This is a genomic window from Pedobacter segetis, from assembly GCF_016623585.1.
GTDB lineage: Bacteria > Bacteroidota > Bacteroidia > Sphingobacteriales > Sphingobacteriaceae > Pseudopedobacter > Pseudopedobacter segetis.
In genome coordinates this window covers 167,071-192,316 of record NZ_JAEHFY010000002.1, presented here as the reverse complement: position 1 = coordinate 192,316, position 25,246 = coordinate 167,071, and the positions used below count along the sequence as shown (strand labels likewise).

The window sequence follows — 25,246 nt, the reverse complement described above, 5'->3', positions numbered from 1 at the left end:
GTTTTGGTTATTATTAGAATAGATAAGCAGTAAAAGTTCTATTTCAGATCATCTTTTATGGCATGGAATATTGCCAATGAATGGCCATACCCCAAATCAAAATCTTTCTTTAACCAAGCTATAATTTCTTTAGCCTTAATAGAGGGTTTTAAAATACCATTTTCAAAATAACCTTTTGCAATGGCCAGTTCTTTAAAATCTGAAGTTGTTTTGCCTGTCTTCTTTTTTATGTTTTGGAAATAAACATCTAACTGAACCATTTTAAATTATTTATGTGGTGTTGATTTTAAAATTAGAATCTAACTAACAATTTAGATCTCCCTGTTTACATCCCATTGCTCCAAATTATCGGCAACTTTTTTAATAAACATTCCACCTAAAGAGCCATCTACAACCCTATGATCGTAAGACATAGATAGATACATTAAGTGCCTAATCGCTATCACGTCACCAAACTCGGTCTCTAACACCGCCGGTTTCTTTTTTATGGCACCAACTGCTAAAATTGCAACTTGTGGCTGGTTAATTATAGGGGTGCCCATGGTATTATCAAAAGTGCCAACATTGGTTAAAGTAAACGTACCGCCCTGTACTTCATCGGGTTGTAACTTATTGGCTCTTGATCTTCTGGCCAAATCATTAACAGATTTTGTTAGGCCCACTAAATTTAACTGATCTGCATTTTTTATTACCGGTACAATTAAATTACCGCTTGGCAATGCCGTTGCCATGCCAATATTAATATCTTTTTTCTTGATGATTTGGGTTCCCTTTACCGAAACATTAACCATTGGCAAATCTTTAAGTGCCTTTGCAACCGCTTCAACAAAAATTGGGGTAAAAGTAATTTTTTCCCCTTCTCGCTGCTCAAAACTGGCCTTTACCTTGTTTCTCCAGAGTACCATATTGGTTACATCTACTTCAATAAACGAGGTAACGTGTGGCGAGGTTTGCTTACTGCTTACCATGTGGTCTGCGATCAGCTTGCGCATCCTGTCCATCTCAATAATCTCATCCTCGCCACTTTTGGCAACAGGTTGTACTTTTTGCAAAAGTTCTGTTTCTTGTCTCTTATTTTCTTTCTTTGGTAGATCATTATCAGATAAACTTTCAGAAACTGTTTCTCCGTGGGGCTGCGGCTCATTATTTTTTCCGTTGATGTAACCTAAAAGATCATCTTTGGTAACCCTTCCGTCGTTTCCGGTTCCTTTTATATCATTCAATTGATCCTCGCTTATACCCTCTTCTTGCGCTATGCTCTTTACCAATGGCGAATAAAAACGATTTAACGTGGTAAGTTCGGTTGGTTGTTCATTACCATCGGCATCTTCTTTAAGCTCCACCTCTTCTGGCACAAAAGGAATCTCTTCTTCCTTTTCTACACTTTCTATTTCGGCACCTTTAATTTCTTCCGAAACTTCGGTATTGCCCTCAATCTCTATAATGGCAATTACATCGCCTACTTGGGCAACGTCGTTTTCATTAAATAAATGTTTTACCATCTTCCCAAAAACAGGTGATGGAACTTCAGAATCAACCTTATCCGTAGCTATTTCTAAAATGGTATCATCAATATCAATGCTATCGCCAGGATTTTTCTCCCACCTAATTATGGTTGCTTCCGCAACGCTCTCTCCCATTTTTGGTAATAAAAGTTCGTATTGAGCCATGTTATTGTTATATCTGTTTTAACAAAAATAATAATATATCCCTTTTATACAGGATAATAAAGATTAAATTTAGAATCGGTAATAAATTTTAGAAACCCAGGTTGGGCAATAACTGTTCTAATAAATCTGATATTGTTTAGAATAAAAATATTTGATCGGGCGTTTTAACACGCTATTCGCTAAATCTTTTTTTCTGAAAAAGAAAAAAAGGATACCGCTTCTATCGTTAACGCTCGCAACAAACTCAAGCCATTTCGCTACTTTAAAGATGATCGGTTTAACCTAAATCTTCCTTCAACTTTCTAAAAAGCATATTAAAGGCTGCCATTGCAGATCTTTCTATATTTTGAAGCCTTTTATTCCCGAAAGTGAATTTTTTAGCAATCGTGTTTTCTTTATTGGCTACTGCTATCCAAACCGTTCCCACAGGCTTATCTTCTGTTCCTCCATCTGGGCCGGCAATGCCGCTTACCGCAATGGCATAATCGGTATCAAAATTTTTAATTGCCCCTTTGGCCATCTCCAAAATGGTTTCTTCGCTTACAGCTCCAAACTTTTCTAAAGTATCGGGCTTAACCCCCAAAAGCTTTGTTTTCATCTCATAGCTGTAAACAATACCACCACCGGCAAATACGGCAGAACAACCGGCATGCTGCGTAATCATCTGCGATAAGGTGCCCCCCGTACAGCTTTCTGCAACGGAAAGGCTAAGGTTTTTTGCTTGCATTAAATTAAGGATCGCCTTTTCTATCGGGATATCTTCTTTTGCTACCCAATAATTGGGTATTTTTTCTAAAATCTGGTTGATATAGGTATCTAATTCTTCTCTTACATCATCATTGGCACTTGTAACGGTACTCAATCTTAACCTTACCGAACCCAATTTTGGCAAATAAGCTAGCTTGATATGAGGTGGCAAAGCACCTTCAATGTCTTTTAATTCTTCCGCTAAAAAAGATTCTCCAACCCCAGCGGTTAAAATGGTTTGATGATAAATGGCCGGTAAATCATAATCCTTTTTTAAAATGGGGATAACTTTGGTATTCATTAAATTCATCATTTCATAAGGTACCCCCGGCATAGAAATAAAAACTTTCTCGTTTTTTCTAAAGAGCATACAAGGTGCGGTCCCTTGATCGTTCAAAAGCACTTCGCAATTATCCGGCACTTTGGCTTGATCAATGTTAACCTGTAAAATAGGGGCTTTGTACTTAGAAAATATTTTCTTTACTACCTCTAAAGTTGGCCCATGCAAAACCATTTTTTTAGAACCGAGGTATCGAGCCATCGTTTTTTTGGTGATATCGTCTTTTGTTGGCCCTAAGCCACCGGTTATCAAAACAATATCTGCCCTGCTTTCTGCTGCTTTTAATGCCTTTAAAATATGGTTTGCATCATCAGAAATAGAAGTGATCTGTTTTACCTTTATGCCTATCGCGTTTAATTGGGTAGCCATCCAGGCCGAATTGCTATCAACGATCTGCCCAATTAAAATCTCATCACCTATGGTAATTATCTCTGCCTGCATCTTAAAATTGATTGTAATATTCTCTGCGTTTGCTAAGTTTTAAATCTTGTAGAATAGACGCTTTTACCCTTAGATCTACGCTGTAACTCTGGTAGGGGCCAAACGGGATCCATCTGATAGACATATCCCAACAATGTAAATCTCTGTAGATAGAAAAAGATGTTAAACTGATGGCGCTATTGGCAAAATCATAGCCTGTATTAAACTGCACTTTCCATTTTGGCGTGAGGTTAAAATCGCCGTTGGCATTTAAGGTTTGTACAATTGATTTACTTAAGCCATTATTTGAATAATTGAAATTATAGTAGAAACTCAGGTTCCAAGGGATATTAAAATCAACAAAAGCGTTGGCATTTCTATTGATCTGTTGCAACTGCTCTGCTTGCTGGGCGTTTACCCTGTTAAACAAATCGCTATTTGGGTTTGGCGGATTATTAGCTTTATTGTTTTTCCCTAAAGTGCTAGAGTTTAAACTATAATCAAAAGAAAAATTAAAATTTGTAAGCCTTGGCAGTTTCCCATCTTGCCAACGGTACCTGTTTATCGTTCTTCCAACATCCTGCCCGTTGATCCTTTGCACCAAAAACTCATAAGGATCTAGATTTCCAGAAAAACTAACACCCAGCTTTTCTGTAAAAAAAGTGCGCCCACTAAAACCCAACTGAGAAAGTTTTAAACTATCAGCCACAAAATTGTAAGAACCATTTAATGATAGGCCTTGTAAAATCGGGATTTTTTTGATGCCATTATTGGTTGTGTCTTTACTAGATTTAACCTTCAATTCTATATTATTATCTACCCCAAAGGTAATTGCTGCACTTTTCCCGCTCCCCGGCCCGCCATATAAACCTTGTTCAAAAATAGAATATGCTTGTCTTCTGCCCGTTTGATCCACTTGTACGCTATCATAGTAGTTAAAACTTGGCTTTCCAAAATCTGGGCGGTAAGAGAAACCGATATTTGGGGTTAAAACATGCCTTATTGCCGTTATTTTGCCTTTTTTAAATTTTACGATGCCATAAATCTTGGTTGATAAAGAGCCCCCTAAGCTGTAATCTGCAGCCCTTCTAAAACCAGGGATGGTATCTATTGCTGATGAGTCTCTTGTACCCGTTGGTGTAGGCCTAGCAATATAATTTTTGCGTATGGTTTGAAAATACCAACGCTCGGTATAATTTAAACTTTGGCTAAATTGAAAATATTTTAAGATCTGTGACGATAAAGATATTGGGATATTATGTTGGATACCAGATTGAACCTGACTTAGCGTTTTTTTCCTAAAAAGTAAAGAATCTACGGTATTTATTTGGTTGTTAGCTTGTAAACTGTAGCCAATAGCTATCCTCTGATACCATTTTTGCTCGCCAATTCTATCCTTGCTATCAAAAGGGTTGATGGTTGTCATGCTGAAATTAAGCGCCGGCAAACCTAAACTTACCCTGCCCGATGATAAATCTTGACTATGGTTTAAAGCAGTGCTTAAACTAAAAGGTGTGTTTGCAAATGTTTTACTGTAAGAAATACTTGATCCAATTTGGTTTTGGACTATTTGTTGGTAACTACTGCCCGGAACGTTTCTAAAAGCACCGCTTGTACTGGCATTTACAGAAGCACTAAAATTGGATCCAGGGTGTGCGTTTGCATTTTGCGAATGAGACCATTGTATCCTAAAATCTTTTGTGGGGTGTTCATACTCTGGTGTACCCTCTACCCCAAATTTACGAGAAGAATAAGATAAAAAAACGTTGCCGCTATATTTATAACGTTTGGTATATCTACTGGCAACGTTGGTCTCGTAAGAACCTTTAGAATAAACACCTCCCTTCAAGGTCATGTCCCAATAGTCGTTCAATCCAATATAGTAGCCAAAATCCCTAAGAAAAAAACCAAGCGTGGCATCTTCGCCAACCTGTGGTAAAATAATGCCAGAAGCCCTTTTATTGGGTTTAGGAAAAAACCCGAAAGGTATGATCAAGGGTATAGGAACATCTTCTATAACCATATAAGCCGGCCCGGTAACTATTTGGTTTTTAGTGGCAATACCTTTTGTAATTACGATACCAAAATGTTGGTGCGGCGAAGGTAGATCACAAGTAGAATAGACAACGTTTTTTAAATGCACCTCATCATTTGCCTGCTTTTTAATTTTACCGCCCGTAATATAGCCGCCATCTTGTTCGGTATAAACCTGATAGATCCTTCCTTTAGAAGTTTTAAAGTTATAATAAACAGAATCTGCCGTTAGGGTTCCCTGCTGTGGATCTTTAAAAATAGGCAAGCCAGAAAACCTCCCCAAAGTATCTGTTTTACCTTTTGCAAAAATGGTATTGGTTTTATAATCAACTTTGATGAAACCGGCATCAACCTGCTTTTCCCCATAAGTGATCCTGGCGTTCCCATACAGGTACATCACATTATTTTTGGTATCGTAAAAAGAAGAATCTGAGGCTACGGCTTTTATCACATCTGTTATTTCACCCTTTTTAGAATTTTTCTTTAAAGTATCCGTTTTTAAAGAATCTATTTTAGGAGACTTAATGGTATCAATACCTACTTTGTTTTTTAAAGTATCAGACTGATAAAAGCCATTGGCCTTAGCGCCAATGTGCAGAAATAGTAAGATGCAGGTAAAAAATATATAGGTAAATTTCAAAATTAATAAAGAATAATATTTTTGTACGCAAAGGTTATCAAAAAACGCCCAAAATTAATGAAAATTACAACATCCAAAAGGTTTATTAACTGTTTAATACTAACAAGTTTTAGTTTTGTTCTTTTTAGTTCCTTAAAAATAACAGATGGGAATAATTATTTATCCACAGGGAATAAAATAAAAGTGATCGTAATTGATGCTGGCCATGGTGGCGAGGATGGTGCAACCCACGGTGCATTCTCTAAAGAGAAAGACGTTGCTTTAGAGGTTGCCTTAAAATTAGGTAAAGCAATTGAAGATAGATTGCCCGACGTTAAGGTAATCTATACCCGAAAAACCGATGTATTTGTGAAATTGTACGAGCGCATCAATATCGCCAATAAAGAAAAGGCAGATCTTTTCATATCTATCCATTGCAACTCTATGCCCAATATAAGGCAACGGTACGTGGTAAAAGGTAAAGCACATTACAGAAGCATCCCAGATCCTAGGCCAAAAGGTACAGAAACCTTTGTTTCTGGTTTTGGCCGGTTAGATGAACAAGATGCGGCAGTAAGGGAAAATGCCTCTATCCTTTTAGAAAAAGATTATAAGGATAATTACCAAGGTTTTGACCCTAATGACCCAGAGAGCTACATAATTTTTTCTTTGATGAAAAATGCCTTTAGGGACCAAAGCATAAAATTGGCATCATTAGTGCAAGACGAATATGTTAAAAGCGGTAGGGTAAATAGAGGCGTTCAAGAAAAAAGTTTAGCGGTTTTGGCAAGAGCGGGGATGCCCGCAATATTAACCGAAATTGGTTTTATAAGTAACCCAGAAGAAGAAAAATTTATCAATTCTGATGATGGACAAGCCGAAATTGTAACTAATATTGTCAACGCTATCGTAAATTATAAAAAACAAGTAGAATCTTAAATAGACCATTAAAAACTAAACCCAAGAATTTGTGAAAATCTCTAACGAAACCAAAGTCGGCATTTTAGCGGCAATTACCATAGCTATATTAATTATTGGCTATAACTTTTTAAAGGGAAATGATGTTTTTGTAAGCGAAAACGAATTTTATGCAAAATATGACAAGGTTGACGGACTAGCGGTTTCTAAACCAGTTTTGGTAAATGGCTATCAAGTTGGGCGGGTTTCTGCGTTAACTTTATTAGAAAACGGACAAATTTTAGCTCAATTTAAGATAAAACCACAATATGAAATCCCTAAAAATACCATAGCAAGATTAGAAAGCACAGATTTATTGGGGAGCAAAGCCGTGGTTTTTGATCTGGGGAATAGTTTACAATATGCTTCTGATGGCGATACCCTAAATGCAAACGTACAGGCCAATCTTTTAGAGCAAGTAGAACCCGTACAAAAAAAGGCGCAGCAAATTGTTTCTAAAATGGATTCTGTTTTAACATCCGTAAACATGATCTTAAATCCAGATTTTCAAAGAAATGTAAACAGAAGTTTTGCTAGCATCGCCAATACTTTACAAACCTTAGAATCAACTTCTAAAACCGTTGATGGTGCGGTAGGCATACAAGCAAAAAGAATAGATGTTATTTTGGCCAACGCCGAGTCTATCTCTAACAACCTTAAAAACAACAACGATAAGATTAATGCCATGGTAAGTAATTTCGACTCGTTTTCTAACCAATTAGCTGCTACAAATATTAAGCAAACTATTGATAATGCAAATAAAGCGGTTTCTGAGTTGCAATTGGCAATAAGCAAAGTGAACAGCGGAACCGGTTCAATAGCGTTATTATTAAACGACGATAAACTTTATAACAATCTTAATAAGTCTGCCTCAGATTTGGATAAATTAATGGTAGATGTAAAAGCAAACCCAAAAAGATACGTAAGCTTCTCTGTATTTGGCGGAAAAAGAGATTAATTGGATTTAACAAAAAATTAAAAAGTTTATAAGAAAAAATCCGTCATGCTGTCCGCTAGTTGGCGGACAGCATGACAAAAAATTTTGAGACATCTTCATTATTGTATAAACTAAAAGTCCTGTTTCTTTACCCTTGCGTCTCACATCTTATATCTAAATTAAAATCTATAAATTGCGGCTTTTAAAATCATTTTCATGCCAACAAAAAGTATAAAAAGAAACGCTAAAAAAAAAACCAAGGCAAAATTACACCCTCGTAACAAGCACCAAGGAAGATATAATTTACAAGAACTTTCTATAAAAAACCCAGATTTAAAGTCGTTTATTTTTGTTAATGATCATGAAATAGAAACATTAGATTTTGCAGATCCAGAAGCTGTTAAGGCATTAAATAAAGCATTATTGCTCCATTATTACGGCATTAAAAATTGGGAAATCCCTCAAGGTTATCTTTGCCCGCCCATACCAGGGAGAGCAGATTACATCCATAACATTGCCGATTTACTGGCCACAAGTAATAAAGGCATCATCCCGAAAGGGAAACAGGTAAAATGTTTGGATATTGGTATTGGCGCAAATTGCGTTTACCCTTTGATAGGCAATAGCGAGTACGGATGGAGTTTTGTAGGTGCCGATATTGATGAAACCGCCATAGCTTCTTCACAGAAAATTGTTGTCGCAAACCCACAATTAGATGGCAAAATAAAATTTAGGCATCAACCCAATAATAAAAATGTTTTTGTTGGTGTTTTAGAACTAACAGAGCGTTTTCATGTAACGATATGTAATCCCCCGTTTTACGCATCAATGGCAGAAGCCCAGGCCAAAGCCGCTAAAAAATTGAGCAATTTGGGAAAAGAAAAAGCAGAAGAAGTTGTGGCTAATTTTGGTGGAAAAAGTAAAGAGGTTTGGTGTTACGGTGGTGAGGGGAAGTTTGTAAACACCATGATTGAGCAGAGCAAAACTTATGCAAATTCATGCCTATGGTTTACAACTTTGATTTCAAATATTGCGCATTTAGATGCCGCTTACAAACAACTGGATTATGCGGGAGCTTTCGACATTAAAATTTTACCAATGGGTCAAGGCAGTAAAGTAAGCAGGGTTTTAGCATGGACTTTTCAAACCAAAGAAAAACAAGAAGCATGGATGAGTACTTTACAGGTTACAGAAAAATAGAAGCCTATTATAAAGAAATTGTTAATTCTCTTCAATAAAACGCTTACATAAATAGATTTCCTTAGTTTTGTTAATAAACACCTTCTAACATGAAATCTAATATATTTTTAAGTATAATATTAATGGCGATCACATTTGTTGGTACCGCACAAACACCTACAAATAATGCCAAAGCAGATAAAATATTGCTTTCTAATGGGTGGTACCTAACACCGGCCGGTAGATCCCTACAATTGGGAGATTTGCCGCTAAACATCCAACTTTCATCCTCAAACAAATTATTAGCGGTTACCAATAACGGGCAAAGTACGCAAAGCATCCAACTGATCGATACCAAGTCTGAAGTGATTTTAGATGAAAAACCGATAGGTGCTTCTTGGTATGGCCTTACTTTTAGCGCAGATGGAAAAAAGTTATATGTATCTGGTGGTAATGATAACATCATTTTGGTTTACCCCATCATCAATAAAAAACTAGCCGATGCCGATACCATTAAAATTGGTAAAAAATGGCCCAATAAAATTAGCCCAACCGGGATCGCTATTGATGATAAAGCCCAGTTATTATATACCGTTACCAAAGAAAACAATAGTTTATATATTGTTGATCTAAAAACAAAAAAAATCTTAAAAACAGTTACTTTGGGCGCAGAGGCTTATGCCTGCATATTATCGCCAAATAAAAAATTGCTTTATATTTCTTTATGGGGAGGAGATAAAGTAACGGTGTTTAATACCAGTACCAAAAAAATAGTTGATCAAATAAACACAGAAAACCATCCAAATGAGCTATTGCTCAATAAAAAAGGAACCATTCTTTATGTTGCAAATGCCAACGATAATTCTGTTTCTGTGATCAATACCTCAACAAATAAAGTAATTGAAACCATTTCTGCCACGCTAACGCCAACCAAACTAACCGGTTCTACAACCAACGGATTAGCATTATCTACCGATCAAAAAACTTTATATGTTGCCAACGCAGACAACAATTGTTTGGCGGTTTTTGATGTTTCTGAACCCGGAAAAAGCAAAAGCGAGGGTTTTATCCCAACTGGCTGGTACCCCACCAGCATAAAAAGTTTTAATGATAAGATCTTTGTAGCAAACGGTAAAGGTTTTACAAGTTTACCAAATCCTGATGGCCCAAAGCCAATTAGCAAAGCAGATGATAGCGGTTACCAAAAAAGCCCCACTGTAAAAAACGAAGAACAATATATCGGAGGCCTGTTTAAAGGGACGCTATCTATCATAGATATACCAAGCAAAGAGCAATTAAAAAAATATAGCACACAAGTTTATGCCAATGTGCCTTCCAGAAAAGTTTCATCTAATATTCGGTCCATAAAGGATAATCCTATCCCCATAAAGGCAGGAGAAAAAAGCCCGATAAAACATGTGTTTTATATCATCAAAGAGAACCGAACTTACGACCAAGTTTTGGGCGATATTAAAAAAGGAAACGGTGATAGTTCCCTTTGTTTATTTGGCGAAAAAATAACCCCCAATATCCACAAATTGGTAAATGAGTATGTTTTGCTAGATAATTTTTATACAGATGCGGAAGTAAGTGCCGATGGGCATAACTGGAGCATGGCAGCCTACGGAACTGATTATGTAGAGAAAACTTGGCCTATAAGTTATGGCGATAGGGGCGGCACTTATGATTATGAAGGATCGAGAAAAATTGCTTATCCTAGAGATGGTTTTATTTGGGACTATTGTAAAAGAGCGGGTTTAAGCTATAGAACTTATGGAGAATTTGCCGACCAGAAAATGGCTAATATACCGGCATTGGAAAATCATTTTTGTGTTGGTTACCCATCGTTTGATCTAAGCATAAAAGACACCACCCGTTTTAGCATTTGGAAAAAAGATTTTGACCTATTATTAGCAAAAGGAGAAGTACCCCAATTTAATACCATTAGATTTCCAAACGATCATACCAGCGGGCAAAGAACAGGAAAATACACACCAATTGCAGCCGTAGCGGATAATGATTTAGCAGTTGGGCTATTTGTAGATTATCTATCACATAGCCCTATCTGGAAAGAATCGGTAATTTTTATTTTAGAAGACGATGCCCAAAACGGTTCTGACCATGTGGATGCCCACCGCTCGCCAGCCTTGGTAATTAGCCCTTACACTAAAAGAAACGAGGTAATTTCTACCATGTACTCTACCAGTGGTTTCTTGCGCACTATGGAATTAATTTTAAATTTACCCGCTATGAGCCAGTATGATGCCGCTGCCTTACCTTTATATGATTGTTTTACCCCCAAGATCAACCTAAAACCATTTACCCATTTAAAGGCGAACGTAAATCTAGACGATAGAAATTACGCTATAAATGAAAGTTCAAAAAAATCAGCATCATTTAACTTCGCTAAAGAAGATGCGGTACCAGACCTAGAATTGAATGAAACCATCTGGAAATATATTAAAGGAGAAGATTCTGTAATGCCCGCCCCAAAAAGAAGTGCTTTTGTAATATTAGAAAAGAAAAAGAAAGATGATGATGATTGATAATAAATGCCAATTAGCTTCTAAAAACTAAATCGGAAAGTAAAAAAATCAAATCTTACCTGACTATAAACCTTAATCTACTAAAAAGCCGATATTAAAAATTGATTTTTTTTAATATCAAAGGCAGTGTTAAAACTGCTATGGTGCCTTGCAGATTTTCTTCTTCATAAATATCTATATTTCCCGATCTATTGAAATGCTCCATAATTTTCAGCCTTTCTTTAATTCCCTTTAAACCAAATGATTGTTCTTTAAACAAGTGGTTGCTTTTTAATTTGGCTGCTTCCTTTAAGCCTATCCCGTTATCTTTAACGGTAAATGTCAATTCTTTATCTATTTCTTCTATTTTGATCAAAATATGGTTTTTTTTATCTTTTTGGTTTTTTAGTCCGTGATGGATGGAATTTTCAATCAAAGGTTGTATCAGCATTGGGGGCATCATGATTTCTTTTAGAGGTGATCTATTTTTGAGCTCGAAATTATAACTGAAATGATGATTAAATCTGATAGCCTCCAGTTCTGTATAAAGCTGTAAAGCCTTAAATTCCTTTTCTGCCGATACCAAGCTTTGGGTAGAGTTTTCTAAAATCAACCTACTTAATGAGGCAAATTTTTGAATAAGCCTGCTCGCTGTTTTGCTATCATTTTCTATCACGTAAGATTCTATGGAATTGAGCACATTGAATATAAAATGTGGGTTCATTTGTGATCTGATGGCCTTAAGTTCAATCTCTGTCAGCTTGTTTTTGTGTGTCAGTTCTTTTGCCCTGTTTTCTGCCGCATTTTTTTCCAGTTCATTTTTTAATCGTAACTGTTTTAGCCGGTATTTAAAAACAACAAGGCCGGCAATCAAAACGATGATGATGATGGCTATCAATCCGTATATCCAGAGCTGTTTCATTTTGGATCTATTATCGGCAATCTCTAGATCTTTCTTATCTAGATCTTTTTGGCTCTCTAATTTGGCAATCTTATTTTTAGCTTTTTGTGAGTATAAAGAATCATCTATATTCTTAGAAATTTTGAAGTTTTTTAATGCGTTCTTATAATCTCCTTGATATTCTTGAACCTGCGCCAAATTATCTGAGAAATAGCTTAAATCGTCCATATCATTGACCTCTTTGCTATAAAGAATTGCTTTATTTAAGTAGGATACCGCTTTTTTCAATAATGAATCTTTCTGATTTGCGGTAATTAGCGTTTTCGTTTTACTTAATGACTGATCTATTATGGCGATACCAGCGTAAGTACCTCCAATATTGCCCATATTTGTAATTGAATTTATGGATTTTGGATTGACTTGATTATAAATCTCATTAGCCTTTAGTAGGTAATAGAGTTTTTTTTGTTTACCTATTTCATTTTCAAATATTAAAGCATAATTAGACAACACTTGCGCTTCACCAAACCTATTGTTGGTTTTTCGATACATTCGAAGTGCGTTTTTATAATTCTTTTCTGCTAAAGGTAATTTATTCTGAGATAAATATACGCCGGCTATTTTCATGTAAATAGATCCAACTTCGTTAAGGTCATCACTTTGTAAAGCATATCCTAAGGCAATTTGATTGTAACTGAGAGATTTTTCTATATCCTGATGGGCAAAAAAAATATCTGATAGATTACTGTAACAGAATGCTGTTAATCTGGCATTGTTGGTTTCTTTAGCAATTTTAAGTGCTTTTTCAATATATTCAGTAGCTTTTACCAAGTCCGACATCATCTGGTAGGCAGATCCGATATTGATCAGAGAGGAAATGATATTCGGTTTAAAATCTATTTTTATGGCTTTTTGAAGGCTGATCTCATAATGTTTAAGCGCTTCCTTATTATCACCCTTATTACTGTAAATCCTCCCAAAACAACTCTCAACAGCACCAATCCCTTTGTCCCAATTAATTTCCTTTACCAGTTTTAAACATTTACTTGAATAATAATAGGAGGAATCGGGTTGGCTATTGATATAAAATTCGGCTAAGCGATATAGAGCCTTTGCCTTAGTGGTATCAGGTTTAGCATGGGCAATGGCATATTTTAGGGAATCAATTGTTTTTTGGCTTTCTTGTGCAAACCCAAACATTATTTTACCGATCAAAATCACAACCAACGTCGTTCTCATAATCAATGAAAACGTAATAATAGATTGGGGCTGTTTTATAATTGTCTTATCCATTTGGTTAAATCATTCTTAAGAGGGTTAAAGAAATTAAGCAATTTCATCATCCAATAAATCTAAATAAAAATCCATAAAATGTTCAAAAGGATTATAAGCCAGCAAATTGCAGATTTTTTTCCTCAAACCTTTGGTGTTTCCCTAATTGCTTTTCTGCTTTAGATCATTAAAACTGGTATTCTGCTCAATCAGCGATTTTTATTTTATAAAGTAGGCTAATTTTAATTATGATTTAGGTTTTAAAATCAAAAATTGATCTATAAATATTTAATTAATACGCTAAAAAAATGAAAATATCAACACAAATCTTATTGCTTGTAATCATCCCGGTTTTCATTGTGGGATGCAGCAAAAATGATGGTAACAAAATTAAAGATTGTGAACGCTACAATTATGGAATCATCACATTAAAATACGCCTCTAACTCTCCAAACGCCCATGGGGTAGATACCTATGTGCCAAAATACAAGAGAAAAACTTTAAATAAGGGATTATTCCAAGACACACTACATTTTAGCCCAGGAACTTATAAATTAGATGTTTTCGCATTTGATAATGCAGGAATTCCCATTCAAAATAAGCATATCAGCCAAACGGTAAATATTACTTCATGTAGTGAACAGGTTATCTCAACAGATTTCTAAATGTCATCTCATGGAACCACCATGATTTTACCAAAACCCTTGGGGCTTGTTCATTACATCATGATCGTTTCATCTCTGTTAAAAACAAACATGAAAAAGTGCATTTTATTAGGTGCTTTTGGGTTAGCCTTCATGATAAATCCTGTGCAGGCACAAGATTTTACAAACCTAAAAAACGAAAAACCGTTTAACTTTAGCGGTAACATACAAGCTAGGGGTATTTCCTATAATGCCAATGGGATCCCGGATCGGCGCAAACCTTTGAGTTATTATCTGGTAGGTAGCCCAACTTTTAGCTTCTATGGTTTCACTATACCGGTATCTTTTACCTTTAGTGAGGTCGATCGTTCTTTTAGGCAGCCCTTTAACCAGTTTGGCATAAGCCCTACCTATAAATGGCTTACCCTTCATGGCGGTTACCGTAACCTCAACTTCTCGCCTTATACATTAGGCGGCCATACCATTTTAGGTGCTGGTTTTGAGATGAAGCCCGGGAAATTGAGGCTGGGTTTTATGTATGGCCGGTTAAACAGGGCCACCACCATAGACACCACTACACAGGCTTTAGTGCCTTTTTCTTTTAGCAGGAAGGCTTACGCTGCAAAGTTGGGCTATGGATCCGATAAAAACTTTTTTGAGTTTAGTTACCTAAGCGCAAAAGATGATGATAAAATACCCGATAACTTGCCCAATCAATTAAATATAGTGAACCCTGCATCTAATAATGTATTGGGCTATTCTTATAAGTTTACCCTTTTTAAAAATATTTTGTTTGAGAGCGATGGTGCAGCAAGTTTATACACTAAAGATTACAACTCTTCGCTTTCTTTAGATTCTTTTGATAACCCCGTACTAAATCAAGCAAAGAAATACTTCTCTATAAATGCCACCACAGAGTTTTATACGGCAATATCAGCAGCATTAGTTTATAAGGGCAAAAATTATCAGATAAAGTTAGGCTATAAGCGCATAGACCCAGATTTTAAGACCATGGGTGCTTATTATTTTAATTCCGATTTGGAGAATTACATCCTCAGCCCATCGGCTACCTTATTCAAAGGAAAAGCCAGGTTATCTGGAAGTTTGGGTTTGCAGCATGATAATTTAAAGAACCAAAAAAGGGCCCAAAACAACAGAGTGATCGGGTCGGCAAATCTGAGCTATGAGGTCAACAAAAGTTTAGGCTTTGATGTGGTTTACAGTAATTTTTCTGACAACCAAAGGGCAAAGACTGTACTTTATGCCGACTCTATCAAAATTGTGCAGACCACCCAAACCATAGGCCTAATGCCGAGGTATTTTATCACATCTACCAATGCCACGCATGCCATTTCAGCATCTGCTAGCATCAATACCCTGCGAGATTTCAATAATTTTTTTGGTAACGATGCCGCATCAAGAAACATCAATACCACCCAGTTTTTCATCAACTACAACCTCGGTTTCCCCCAAAAAAATTGGAGTGTTTTCATCAACCTTAACAACACAAACCTTAAAGGTGCGGGGCTAAACAGTAAATTTTTAGGGGCAACATTGGGCGGTAACACCTTTTTGATAAAAAACAAATTACAGGCCGGCATCACCAACACCTTAACGCAAAGCGATGCCAACCAAAATAAGTCTTTCATCATCAATGCCTCTGGCAATTTAAACTATAAGGTGGATAAGCGTCAAAATTTAGGTTTCAATTTTTATTTTACCAATAATAAAGCGAAAAGCCTGAACGCCATTACCCCCAATTTTTCTGAGACCAGAAGCGAATTGAGTTACTCCTTAAACTTTTAAGCATGAAAACAAAATGGATTTTTTTACTGCTATTGATTGGTGCATATCAATTAAACGCATTTGCACAAGTGAATGTTTCTGTTCAGATTTTACCCCCATATCCAACTAAGATCACAGATTATTCATCCAACCCTCAATTGATGGTGGTAAATGTTTTGAATACTTCTACTCAGGTGCAAAGGATACAGCTAAGAGGAACTGTTTATGGGGATAATGGTATCATTTTACAAGTGAGCGACAGCTATAAAAGTCCACAACCCATTGTACTGAACCCCGGAGGCAGTATAAGCTTAAATGGAAACGACCTGAGTTACTTTTTTGACTATACCAAGATCAACTATACGGGTATTACACAAAGTGAGTTCATTTCTAAAAATGGTTTGCCAGAAGGCGCTTACCGTTTTTGTATCAGGGCTTTTAATTATGATGATAACCAACCCATCAGCCCCGATAATCCCTTGGGGTGCAGCAATACATTTAGCATCAGCAGTTTAGAGCCACCATTGATTATCCGCCCCTTGGCAGATGAAGAAATCAATTCCTCTGCGGGGCAAAATTTCCCGATCATTTGGAACACGCCCCCAGGTACAGCACCACAGGTAAGGTACAAGATCCGTATGGTAGAGCTGTTTGGGGATAAAAACCCAAATGATGCCTTGATGAGCGCAACACAGCCTTATTTTTTTGAGAAAGAGGTTATAGGGAACTCTTATATTTATAATCCTTCCGATCCACAACTGACCGCCGGCAGAAAATACGCATTATCTATACAAGCTTTTGATCCTTTTAACAACACCCCGTTTAGAAATAATGGGCAAAGTGAGGTAATTTCGTTTACCTATTCCCAGCCCGCAGAAATTATCGCAACAGAAAAAAGCCCTAATACAACCGAACCAAGCTTTGCACCAAGCTGTAATTGCAAGCAAGTTTTGGCCGAAGGGAACACTAAAAACGACTTAGTGAAAATTGGTAGCATAATTAGTGTTGGCGAGTTTAAAATGGAGGTTACAGGTTTACAGCGCTCTTCATCGTATTTAAACGGTAAAGGTAAAATCATTCTACCTTTTATAGATTCTGGCCTGTCTGGCGCAAAATTAAATGTTGCTTTCTTTAATTTAACGGTTAACCCCGAACTAAGAATGAAAAGCGGGATGGTAAAAGGATTGGTAAATCCTCAAATAGCCGATTTGGTGCCCGAAGCCAGCAGCCCCGATGACAAAGTGATCCGTTTTGATGATGAAGGCATCAAAAATTGGGAGGCCTTCCTGTCTAACCATACAGAAAATTCGCTCTCTTACCTTAAAAACAGCGGCAATAGCCAAGGTTTTGAATTGCCCTTGATCTTAGATGCAGGGGTTATGAAAATTGGTATAGGGCGTATGTATTTTACCGCCACGCAAGCCTGGTTTGATGCCGCTAGCGCAATGGATGCTCCGGAAGCCAATAAAACAATAGCTTTCAGCAGCAGGGGGATGTGCCTAACGCAAGATAAGCTGTGCGAAAGCGGAAAGCTCTATTTGTCCAATGATGTACAACTTTCCCGCATCAACATCAAATTAAATAAAACAAGCAGCATCGGTAATAACCCAAGCGGCACCTTTGTTGCGTTCGATAAAAATGGTTTCCAATCTTTGGCTATCGATGCAGCATATGATTTCCCGTCAAACTCATTAAGAAATGCCCAAACCAACGCCCCTTTGGTAGCAGGCATTAAAGCTATTACCAAAAAAGGTTGGCAAAACTGGATTGCTGAATTGACACTGCCAACATTTTATGTGGATGGGATGCGCAGCATTAAATTTGAGGCGGATACCAATAAAATCTATTACGATCATTCAGATTTTGAGAACCCAACAGGTTTACCGGTACAATATGTTTCAGAAGGCAGCTCGCCCATAAATACCAGCGCAAAAACTTGGCGAGGTATATTTATCCCTAAAATTAATGTGAAACTTCCAGAGATCATTAAGAATTTGGCCAGTAATGATGATGTTTCCATTGAGGGATCTAATCTTATTTATGATGATAACGGATTTACAGGTACGGTACAAAAAGCTGGCAACCTACTGTCTCTTGCCAATGGATCGATGGGAGGTTGGTACGCTTCCATCAATCAATTTAAGATTGATTTTTTTAAATCGGCATTCAAAACAAGCAGTATGGGGGGCAAGTTGGTTTTGCCGGCAAGCGGCAATTTTAACGATGCCAAAAACCAGTTAGATTATTCGGCAACGCTAAGTTCTGCATCCAATGGTGATGATCTGGCCTATCAATTTGCGATAAGCAACAAAAAAAATATTGATTTTAATGCCTTGTTCATGAATGTAGATTTGACTAACTGCAGTATTGTGGTAGAAGGAACAAGCAATCAGGAAATTAAGGCCACCGCAAACCTCAACGGCGTTTTGAGCATTGCTAACACTTCAAATATGAAAATCCCGGGAGTAGGAAAAGTAGGCTTGCCTGGAATCCATTTTGAAGGTTTAAAATTGATGACTTACGGTAATTTTATTGAAGCCGGCAATTTAAAGATTGCTTTGGCATCGCCTCAACATAGCCTAGCAGGATTTGATTATAATTTAGAAACTGCCGCATTGAGTACCAGTCCTGATGGATTAGGAGCCAAAGCATCGTTACAATTTAAAGGAAATTTGAGCCTTGCGGGCTCTGCCATCAGTTGCAAAGCAGATGCCACCTTCTCTATTTCATCGGGTATCAAAAAAGAAAACAACAGAATAGTATGGACAGGCATAGGTGGAAAAATTGAGGACATTACTTTTGCCGGCGGTACTGATTTGGGCCCTTTTAAATTAAAAGGTGCGATAAAATATTTTAATAAAAATGCCGGAAACCAAATAGATGAAGGTTTTGTGGGAGCTTTAGAAACAGACATTGCCTCTATGCTTACCGTTAACATGAGGGCAAGGTTTGGTTCAAAATCTGATAACCAAGGCGCATTTAATTATTTTGATTTTAACGCCTTGGCAGATTTTGGACAAACCGGGATCACTTTTGCACCTCCCATTCCAGTAGCATTGTATGGCTTTGGCGGTGGTTTTTATTATAATATGGCATTGGACCCTTCTTCTGTACCGCATGCAGCAGCAATACCTACCCAAGCAAAAACTCAGGATGTTGATGTGATTCCTGCATCCTATAAAAGCGACAAGGACCCAAACCCCGATTCTAGTCCTGAAGATTTGTTGAATTTTAACCCCGCGGGTTTAAGCTTAAGCCCACAACGCGGAGGTTTTGGTTTACAGGCCACCATTTTATTTGGACTGACCAGCAGAAATACTTTAGATGCAGATGCCACCTTTTCTATGGGATTTAAACCTGGTGGAGGAGTAGATTTTGTAAAAATCAATGGTAACGCTAGGATTCTTACCGATGTGAGCAAACCTTTAAATCAAAGAAGGGGCGTTTCTACAGGTGCGGGCGATTTGAATGTGGAATACGATTTCGGAAATAAGGTGTTTGATGCAAAAATTGGCGCAGAGTTAGGCGTACCCAATGTTGACAGCCATGGGCTGTTGCATGTAACAGGAAGTACGGAATTTTATTCCTCGCCAGAAGGTTGGTTCATCCATATTGGGCGACCTTTGGGTAACACACCAGGGCCAACTAAGGTAGATGTTTTTAACGGCCTGTTTGTGGGTACATCCTATTTGGAAGTTGGCACCATGCAGATTGACCCCATGCCCGCCATCCCGGATGAAGTGTTGCAACTGGCAGGTATGCAAAAAGACATCCTCAACAACAGGCAACCTGCTGCTCCAAGAACTTACCATGCAGAGGGAAGCAACAAAGGGCTGATCATAGGTTCTTATACCAAATTTGGTTTTGATGATAAACAATTCCTCATGTTTGTGGGCACCCTAAAAGCCCTGATGGGTTTTGATCTTTCCATCAACCCTGAGACAACTTGCAACAATGTATTGGGCGCTGGCGGGCCGGGCGGTTGGTATGCCAAAGGACAGGCCTACATGGGTGCTCAGGCCAAAATAGGGATCAAAGTAAACCTTTTATTGATAAAGGGCACTTTCAATATATTCGATGCCGGTGCGGCCGCCATTGTGAGGGCTGGTTTGCCTAACCCTAGTTGGGCAGAAGGAAACGTAGGCGGATACTTCTCTATATTGGATGGCGCAATTGGAGGAAATTTTAATTTTAGGTTTAGCGTGGGCGAAAAATGTGTATCCGGTACAGATGCCTTAGGTGGGTTAACTATTATCTCTGAGTTGAGCCCTACGGTGCAATCTGATGATAAGCTGGATATAACCGCAGTGCCGGCTGCAGCTTTCAATATTAAAGCTGGCGGAGATTATGGACCGGGAGGCTATACAGGAGGTTATCTGGAATGGGAGGATTATGAGCATCCTAATAAAGATGGAAGCCCCACAAAGCGGAAATTCCTTTTTGATCGATCCTGCTTAAAAATAATGTTAAACGGAACAGATGTTACCAATAGCCTAAAAAGATTAGATGAGTATTCTTTGGCATACGATAGCCAAAACCATTTAGAAAAAAATACCAAATACACTTTTAAGGTAATTGCCCATATGAAAGAAGACGATAGTTTTGCCGGCCTGCCTGCCAACTATACGTTTGTAAAAGAAAATGGCAAAGTGGTAGAAGAAACCAAAGAAATCAGTTTTACCACCAATAATGGTTTTGAAGCTATTCCCTCATCAGAATATGCAATTACCTCTCCTTTGCACAGCCAAAAAGATGTACCTGTGAAGGAGTCAAAAAATACCGGATCTATTTATTTAGAAACTAAAAAGATATTGGATTTGAGCAGAGACTTTGCATACCCGGAAGGTACGCAATATGTAGGAAGGATTTATAAAAACGGGGTTAAACAAGGGGCAGATATGCCGGTGACCATGGAGGTGGTTAACAATTACCTCAACGACGGTATTTACAGGCCTTCTACCAATTCTAGCGGCCAGAGTATCAGCTATAACAATAGCCATTCTAAATGGAGTATTGCCAATCCCGGATTAGAAAAAAATGCAAGCTATTCCATTGTTTTTGTTGCTAAAACCCCGGTTAATAGCAATGGAAACCAAAGCACTTTCAGCACAACAGAGAAAACAACAACTGGTATGGTTGCCGGAGAGCTTGTGTCACAAACGTATCTTCAAAGAACTACCAATATAGGTCTTATCAACAAACTATCTGGCAATGAGCATATTATTGGAGGTTTCAATTTTAAAACCAGTGCCTATGATACTTATCAAAATAAGATTGATGCCTTAGCCATCTCAAAGATCAGCAATTTGGATCATCCGGAACAAAACATCAGTAGTTTAAAAAGCCATATCCAAAATAAAAACACCCTTCAAACTTGGATAAAACCCGTTAACGGGATTTATAACATCCATTTTGGGCGTGGCAGCAATTTAGGGATAGAGTTGAACCTCTGCGGAGAGCGTTTCAGCAAAGCTGATATTGATGATGTCCGTTCAAATGATGTTTTCCAACCTGATTACAGCAAAGGGGGGGCCACAAATAACATCATCATCCAGCATCAGTATGTGAATGTGCAAGCTCCTTTACAAAATCCTCCACCGGTTATTGCAAATTTAGAGCAAAATAAATATCAAAAACTGAAGGAGTTCTTAGCCAACAGAACCGGGCTATCCACAACCAACTTTCAAATAGACTATGTTTCTGCCGGAAAGGAAACAGACGGTTGGTTTCATTGCAGTAAAACGGGAGGCCAATCTGATGACCTTTTAGATAATTTTAGTGCCATAGGAGAGGCTATTCCCACTGAACTTCCCCAACAAACTGCCAATGGTTTTGCAATAAACTTTGGAAATTATGCAGGAAATTCTATCAACACTTTATCACCCTCATCATCAACAATTTTGGTTTCAAAAATGGAAGCTGAAAATTTGGTTTGCGGAGACCAGGGTTCGGTAACATTTACCAATCCCATACAAAAGCAAATTGATAAGGTGGTAAACTATGCGGTAAACTGGGGCTTCAATTCGCAAACCAACCAAGCAAGTTCACCTGTTAGCAATGCTAATCAGGTAGCTACATGGGAAGCGATTGGGCAAATGACCACCAATGCCATCAATGGGAATTTAACAAAACCTCAACTTCCTGGCACTGTAGCCGGTATATTCGGATCATCAAAATATTGAAATCATGAAAATCACTTGTATCTCCTTATTCGTTTGCCTAAGCTTCATACAAACTTTTGCACAGAAAAAAAGCGTACAGCTGCCCTATACCATCGGAGGCAAAATTGTTGGAAAAGGTAAGGCATATCCGGATAAAATATCCCTGAGATGGAATATTAGTAATTACCAGTTATTTGATCAGATGGTTAAGGACGGGGTTTTTATAGATCGGCTGATCTTAGGCAAAGATAACAAAGCGGAATCTAAAGACTGGGTGCGCATCAGCAAGGATACCATCAAAGCTGCCACATTGCAGGAAATGACGCATCCCGGCTTTGAAAAGGATACAGCTTTGATTATCATGGCACAGACCCTTTATGGAAAAAGTGAATACCCTAAAGGTTTGAGCCTGATAGCGCAGGTGAAAATGCAGGATGAAGAAAGGCAAAACAGGCACCTTATCGCATCGCTTTATTCAGCAATAAGTCCTTCTGCTGCCAAGTATGCAGGTTTGGCTTTTGATGACACCTTAAAGGTAGATTTTAATAAGAAGTATGTATATCGCATTTCTGCAGCTAAGCCTTATCATTATGCCAACAGTATCGATACTGGTTTTGTGTACGTTATTGGGCATGATGCTGGCGTGAAAGAAAAATTTTTTGGTTTACAAACAAAAAATGGAGAGCAAACCATAACCCTGAAATGGCTAAAAGAAAACAGCCCATTCACGGGTTATTATATCCAGCGGTCTATAGATAAAATTAATTTTAAGAATTTGAACACACAAATTTATTTACCGGCTACAGATACCACTGATAAAAATGTATCTTATTACTATGTAGATTCTGTAGCCAACTATAAGCCTTATTATTACCGTTTGATAGGGGTAAATGCCTTTGGCGAGCATCAAAAATTTGAAGAAACTGCACAAGGAATGGCGGTTGACCGTACACCTCCATCGGTTTCTGATTTGAAATTCGACAAAAAAGGGAATGAGGTTGTATTTACATGGAACAAGAGTTTGGACAAAGATTTAAAAGGTTATTATCTTTTGGGGGGCAGCGGCCTAAATCAGGAAGATAGTATAATAAATAAAACCATAATGCCACCCTCTCAAATCTCTCAAAAAGTTGTTTTAAGCAAAGACTTTAAATCTGCTTATTACCGTTTGATGGCTGTTGATACCGCAGGGAATGCAAGCTTCAGCAGCCCAGCATATGTTTTCATTCCAGATACCATACCTCCCCTTCCCCCATCTGGTTTAAAGGGATTGATAGACACAACTGGATTGGTGGTTTTGAAATGGAAGCCAGATATAAGTGGTAAAGCCTTACGTGGATATAAAGTCTATGCCGCCAATCAGGAAAATCATGAATTTATCCCGATTTCTGATATGATGGGAGATACCACATATTCTTTCAAAACAACTTTAAATACGTTAACTAAAAAACTATTTATTAAAATAACTGCTATAGATGGTAATTTCAATGGCAGTAAAATGAGCCAGGCATTAATCCTTGAAAGGCCAGATATTCTGCCACCATCCGTACCTGTTATCCAAAAATATTCCAATAATGCCAATGGCGTAAAAATATACTGGACTGGGGGTATTGAAGAAGATTTCTCCCATTTTAATTTATACAGAAAAGCCTCTACTGATAGCCTGTACCAGATAATTGGCACTACCAAAGACACTTCATTTGAAGATACAACTGCCTTGGGCGGATTGGCTTATCTATATACCATTACCGCTGTGGACTCTTCCCATCTTGCATCCGCATTATCTTTTCCACTGTACCTTAAAACCCAATATAAAGAAACAGCTTACAAACCAAATTTAAGATCAAATTATGATGAAGCTAAAAAAGAAGAGTCTTTAACTTGGGAAAAACCACATCAGGAAGTTGATTTTTTTATCGTTTACAAAGATGATGGGGATGGTTTAAGCATGTATAAATCTATATCGGGCAATCAGAACGCCATGGTAGAAGCCAATGTGAAAAAACAGGCCAAAGCTTTTGGTATAAAAGTGGTTTATAAAGATAAAACAGAGTCTGAAGTAATTCTGGGGCAATAAGGTTTTTAAACTGGCTCTTTAAAAATTTATTATTTATTTTTAACGATGATAAAAGCAATAATCTTAGATGATGAGTTGCGTGGCAGCAATCTTTTGGCACATAAACTGGGCAGATTTAGCTCCGCAATAAGGGTTATTGCTAATTTTAACGACCCCATTGTTGCTTTAGATGCAATCAAAGAATTGAAACCAGATGTCCTTTTTTTGGATGTGGAGATGCCCAACCTTAATGGTTTTCAGTTTTTGGAGCATTTGGGCGCATTTAATTTTGAGGTAATTTTTGTTACCGCCTATCATTCTTATACCTTAGAAGCCTTACGGGTAAACGCATTGGATTACCTGATGAAACCCATAGATGAAGATGAGCTTGAACTGGCCATATCTAGGCTTATAAAAAAAACAAATGAAAGAGAGGCGAATAAAAAAGATAGCCCAGAGCCTGCAAACAAACTTATCAGGGTTGCCCTGCCTACCGCCGAAGGTGTACATTTAGTTAAGAAAGCAGAAATAGTATTAGTTGAGGCAATGAACAATTATAGCATTTTCCATCTTTCTGGTGGAAGAAAAATAGTGATTTCTAAAACCCTCAAAGAATTTGAGCAAAAACTGAGTGATAGTTTTTTCATTAGGATCAATAGATCAAACATCGTTAACCTAGATTATGTTATAAAATATAAAAGAGGAGACGGTGGGACTCTTGAGTTGATTGACGGAAAAGAAATTGAAGTATCAGCTCAAAAAAAAGAAGAGTTGTTGGCTAAACTGTTTTAAAAAATCTTAGTGATTCTAATCAAATTGTTGTATCAACCTTAAACATGATTAAATTTTTAAAAACTATAACTCGTCCGTATTGACATTAGATGTAAAAAGTTCTTTTTTTGGTACCAAAGTTTTATTCTCTACAAGAAAGGTATTGTTTCAATGATCAAGAATTTAATAACTTTGGGCAAGGTCTAAGCTAGATTATAACCGGTCTTC

The 25,246-nt window shown here is 37.4% G+C and carries 14 protein-coding genes; 9 read left to right on the top strand and 5 right to left on the bottom strand.

Annotated features, from left to right (window positions below):
- Positions 1–38: 38 nt before the first annotated feature.
- From I5M32_RS02160 to I5M32_RS02145, 4 genes are all read right to left on the bottom strand, one after another.
- On the bottom strand, positions 39–260 hold the full coding sequence (locus tag I5M32_RS02160) for a DUF4287 domain-containing protein (RefSeq protein WP_200584529.1): 222 nt from the start codon (positions 258–260) through the stop codon (positions 39–41).
- Between the two features lie 51 nt (positions 261–311).
- Complete coding sequence (locus tag I5M32_RS02155) at positions 312–1,670, bottom strand: dihydrolipoamide acetyltransferase family protein (RefSeq protein WP_200584528.1); 1,359 nt, start codon at positions 1,668–1,670, stop codon at positions 312–314.
- Positions 1,671–1,947: 277 nt separating this feature from the next.
- On the bottom strand, positions 1,948–3,198 hold the full coding sequence (locus tag I5M32_RS02150; RefSeq protein ID WP_200584527.1) for a competence/damage-inducible protein A: 1,251 nt from the start codon (positions 3,196–3,198) through the stop codon (positions 1,948–1,950).
- Between the two features lies 1 nt (position 3,199).
- A complete protein-coding gene (locus I5M32_RS02145; protein WP_234461831.1) occupies positions 3,200–5,851 on the bottom strand; it encodes a putative LPS assembly protein LptD in 2,652 nt (883 codons plus the stop codon).
- 57 nt (positions 5,852–5,908) lie between these two features.
- Between I5M32_RS02145 and I5M32_RS02140 the strand changes: the two genes are divergently transcribed.
- The 4 genes from I5M32_RS02140 to I5M32_RS02125 all read left to right on the top strand — a co-directional run bounded on the left by I5M32_RS02140 (position 5,909) and on the right by I5M32_RS02125 (position 11,449).
- Complete coding sequence (locus I5M32_RS02140) at positions 5,909–6,769, top strand: N-acetylmuramoyl-L-alanine amidase family protein (RefSeq protein ID WP_200584526.1); 861 nt, start codon at positions 5,909–5,911, stop codon at positions 6,767–6,769.
- A gap of 31 nt (positions 6,770–6,800) precedes the next feature.
- Entirely contained in the window at positions 6,801–7,745 is a 945-nt protein-coding gene (locus I5M32_RS02135) for an MlaD family protein (protein WP_200584525.1), read from the top strand.
- A 195-nt stretch (positions 7,746–7,940) separates the two neighbouring features.
- A complete protein-coding gene (gene rlmF, locus I5M32_RS02130) occupies positions 7,941–8,924 on the top strand; it encodes a 23S rRNA (adenine(1618)-N(6))-methyltransferase RlmF (RefSeq protein ID WP_200584524.1) in 984 nt (327 codons plus the stop codon).
- 89 nt (positions 8,925–9,013) lie between these two features.
- On the top strand, positions 9,014–11,449 hold the full coding sequence (locus I5M32_RS02125; RefSeq protein WP_200584523.1) for a beta-propeller fold lactonase family protein: 2,436 nt from the start codon (positions 9,014–9,016) through the stop codon (positions 11,447–11,449).
- 94 nt (positions 11,450–11,543) lie between these two features.
- Here the strand turns inward: I5M32_RS02125 and I5M32_RS02120 are convergent, their stop codons facing one another.
- Complete coding sequence (locus tag I5M32_RS02120) at positions 11,544–13,568, bottom strand: tetratricopeptide repeat-containing sensor histidine kinase (protein ID WP_200584522.1); 2,025 nt, start codon at positions 13,566–13,568, stop codon at positions 11,544–11,546.
- A gap of 341 nt (positions 13,569–13,909) precedes the next feature.
- On the opposite strand from I5M32_RS02120, the gene I5M32_RS02115 reads away from it, so the two are divergent.
- The 5 genes from I5M32_RS02115 to I5M32_RS02095 are packed head-to-tail and all read left to right on the top strand — an operon-like array spanning position 13,910 to position 25,039.
- Positions 13,910–14,266: a hypothetical protein gene (locus tag I5M32_RS02115; RefSeq protein WP_200584521.1), complete on the top strand. Its 357-nt coding sequence runs from the start codon at positions 13,910–13,912 to the stop codon at positions 14,264–14,266.
- Positions 14,267–16,051 (top strand): TonB-dependent receptor, encoded by a 1,785-nt coding sequence (locus I5M32_RS02110; protein WP_200584520.1) that lies wholly within the window; start codon positions 14,267–14,269, stop codon positions 16,049–16,051.
- A 2-nt stretch (positions 16,052–16,053) separates the two neighbouring features.
- Positions 16,054–22,212 carry a hypothetical protein gene (locus I5M32_RS02105; RefSeq protein WP_200584519.1) on the top strand — a complete coding sequence of 2,053 codons (6,159 nt, stop codon included), beginning with the start codon at positions 16,054–16,056 and terminating at the stop codon, positions 22,210–22,212.
- Positions 22,213–22,216: 4 nt separating this feature from the next.
- Positions 22,217–24,268 (top strand): fibronectin type III domain-containing protein, encoded by a 2,052-nt coding sequence (locus I5M32_RS02100; protein WP_200584518.1) that lies wholly within the window; start codon positions 22,217–22,219, stop codon positions 24,266–24,268.
- Positions 24,269–24,313: 45 nt separating this feature from the next.
- Entirely contained in the window at positions 24,314–25,039 is a 726-nt protein-coding gene (locus tag I5M32_RS02095; protein WP_200584517.1) for a LytR/AlgR family response regulator transcription factor, read from the top strand.
- Positions 25,040–25,246: the final 207 nt, after the last annotated feature.

Bases quoted from the DNA above. Each gene is read 5' to 3' on its own strand.
- I5M32_RS02160 (WP_200584529.1), bottom strand. From the start codon at position 260: ATGGTTCAGTTAGATGTTTATTTCCAAAACATAAAAAAGAAGACAGGC.
- I5M32_RS02155 (WP_200584528.1), bottom strand. From the start codon at position 1,670: ATGGCTCAATACGAACTTTTATTACCAAAAATGGGAGAGAGCGTTGCG.
- I5M32_RS02150 (WP_200584527.1), bottom strand. From the start codon at position 3,198: ATGCAGGCAGAGATAATTACCATAGGTGATGAGATTTTAATTGGGCAG.
- I5M32_RS02140 (WP_200584526.1), top strand. From the start codon at position 5,909: ATGAAAATTACAACATCCAAAAGGTTTATTAACTGTTTAATACTAACA.
- rlmF (WP_200584524.1), top strand. From the start codon at position 7,941: ATGCCAACAAAAAGTATAAAAAGAAACGCTAAAAAAAAAACCAAGGCA.
- I5M32_RS02125 (WP_200584523.1), top strand. From the start codon at position 9,014: ATGAAATCTAATATATTTTTAAGTATAATATTAATGGCGATCACATTT.
- I5M32_RS02120 (WP_200584522.1), bottom strand. From the start codon at position 13,568: ATGAGAACGACGTTGGTTGTGATTTTGATCGGTAAAATAATGTTTGGG.
- I5M32_RS02115 (WP_200584521.1), top strand. From the start codon at position 13,910: ATGAAAATATCAACACAAATCTTATTGCTTGTAATCATCCCGGTTTTC.
- I5M32_RS02110 (WP_200584520.1), top strand. From the start codon at position 14,267: ATGTCATCTCATGGAACCACCATGATTTTACCAAAACCCTTGGGGCTT.
- I5M32_RS02105 (WP_200584519.1), top strand. From the start codon at position 16,054: ATGAAAACAAAATGGATTTTTTTACTGCTATTGATTGGTGCATATCAA.
- I5M32_RS02100 (WP_200584518.1), top strand. From the start codon at position 22,217: ATGAAAATCACTTGTATCTCCTTATTCGTTTGCCTAAGCTTCATACAA.
- I5M32_RS02095 (WP_200584517.1), top strand. From the start codon at position 24,314: ATGATAAAAGCAATAATCTTAGATGATGAGTTGCGTGGCAGCAATCTT.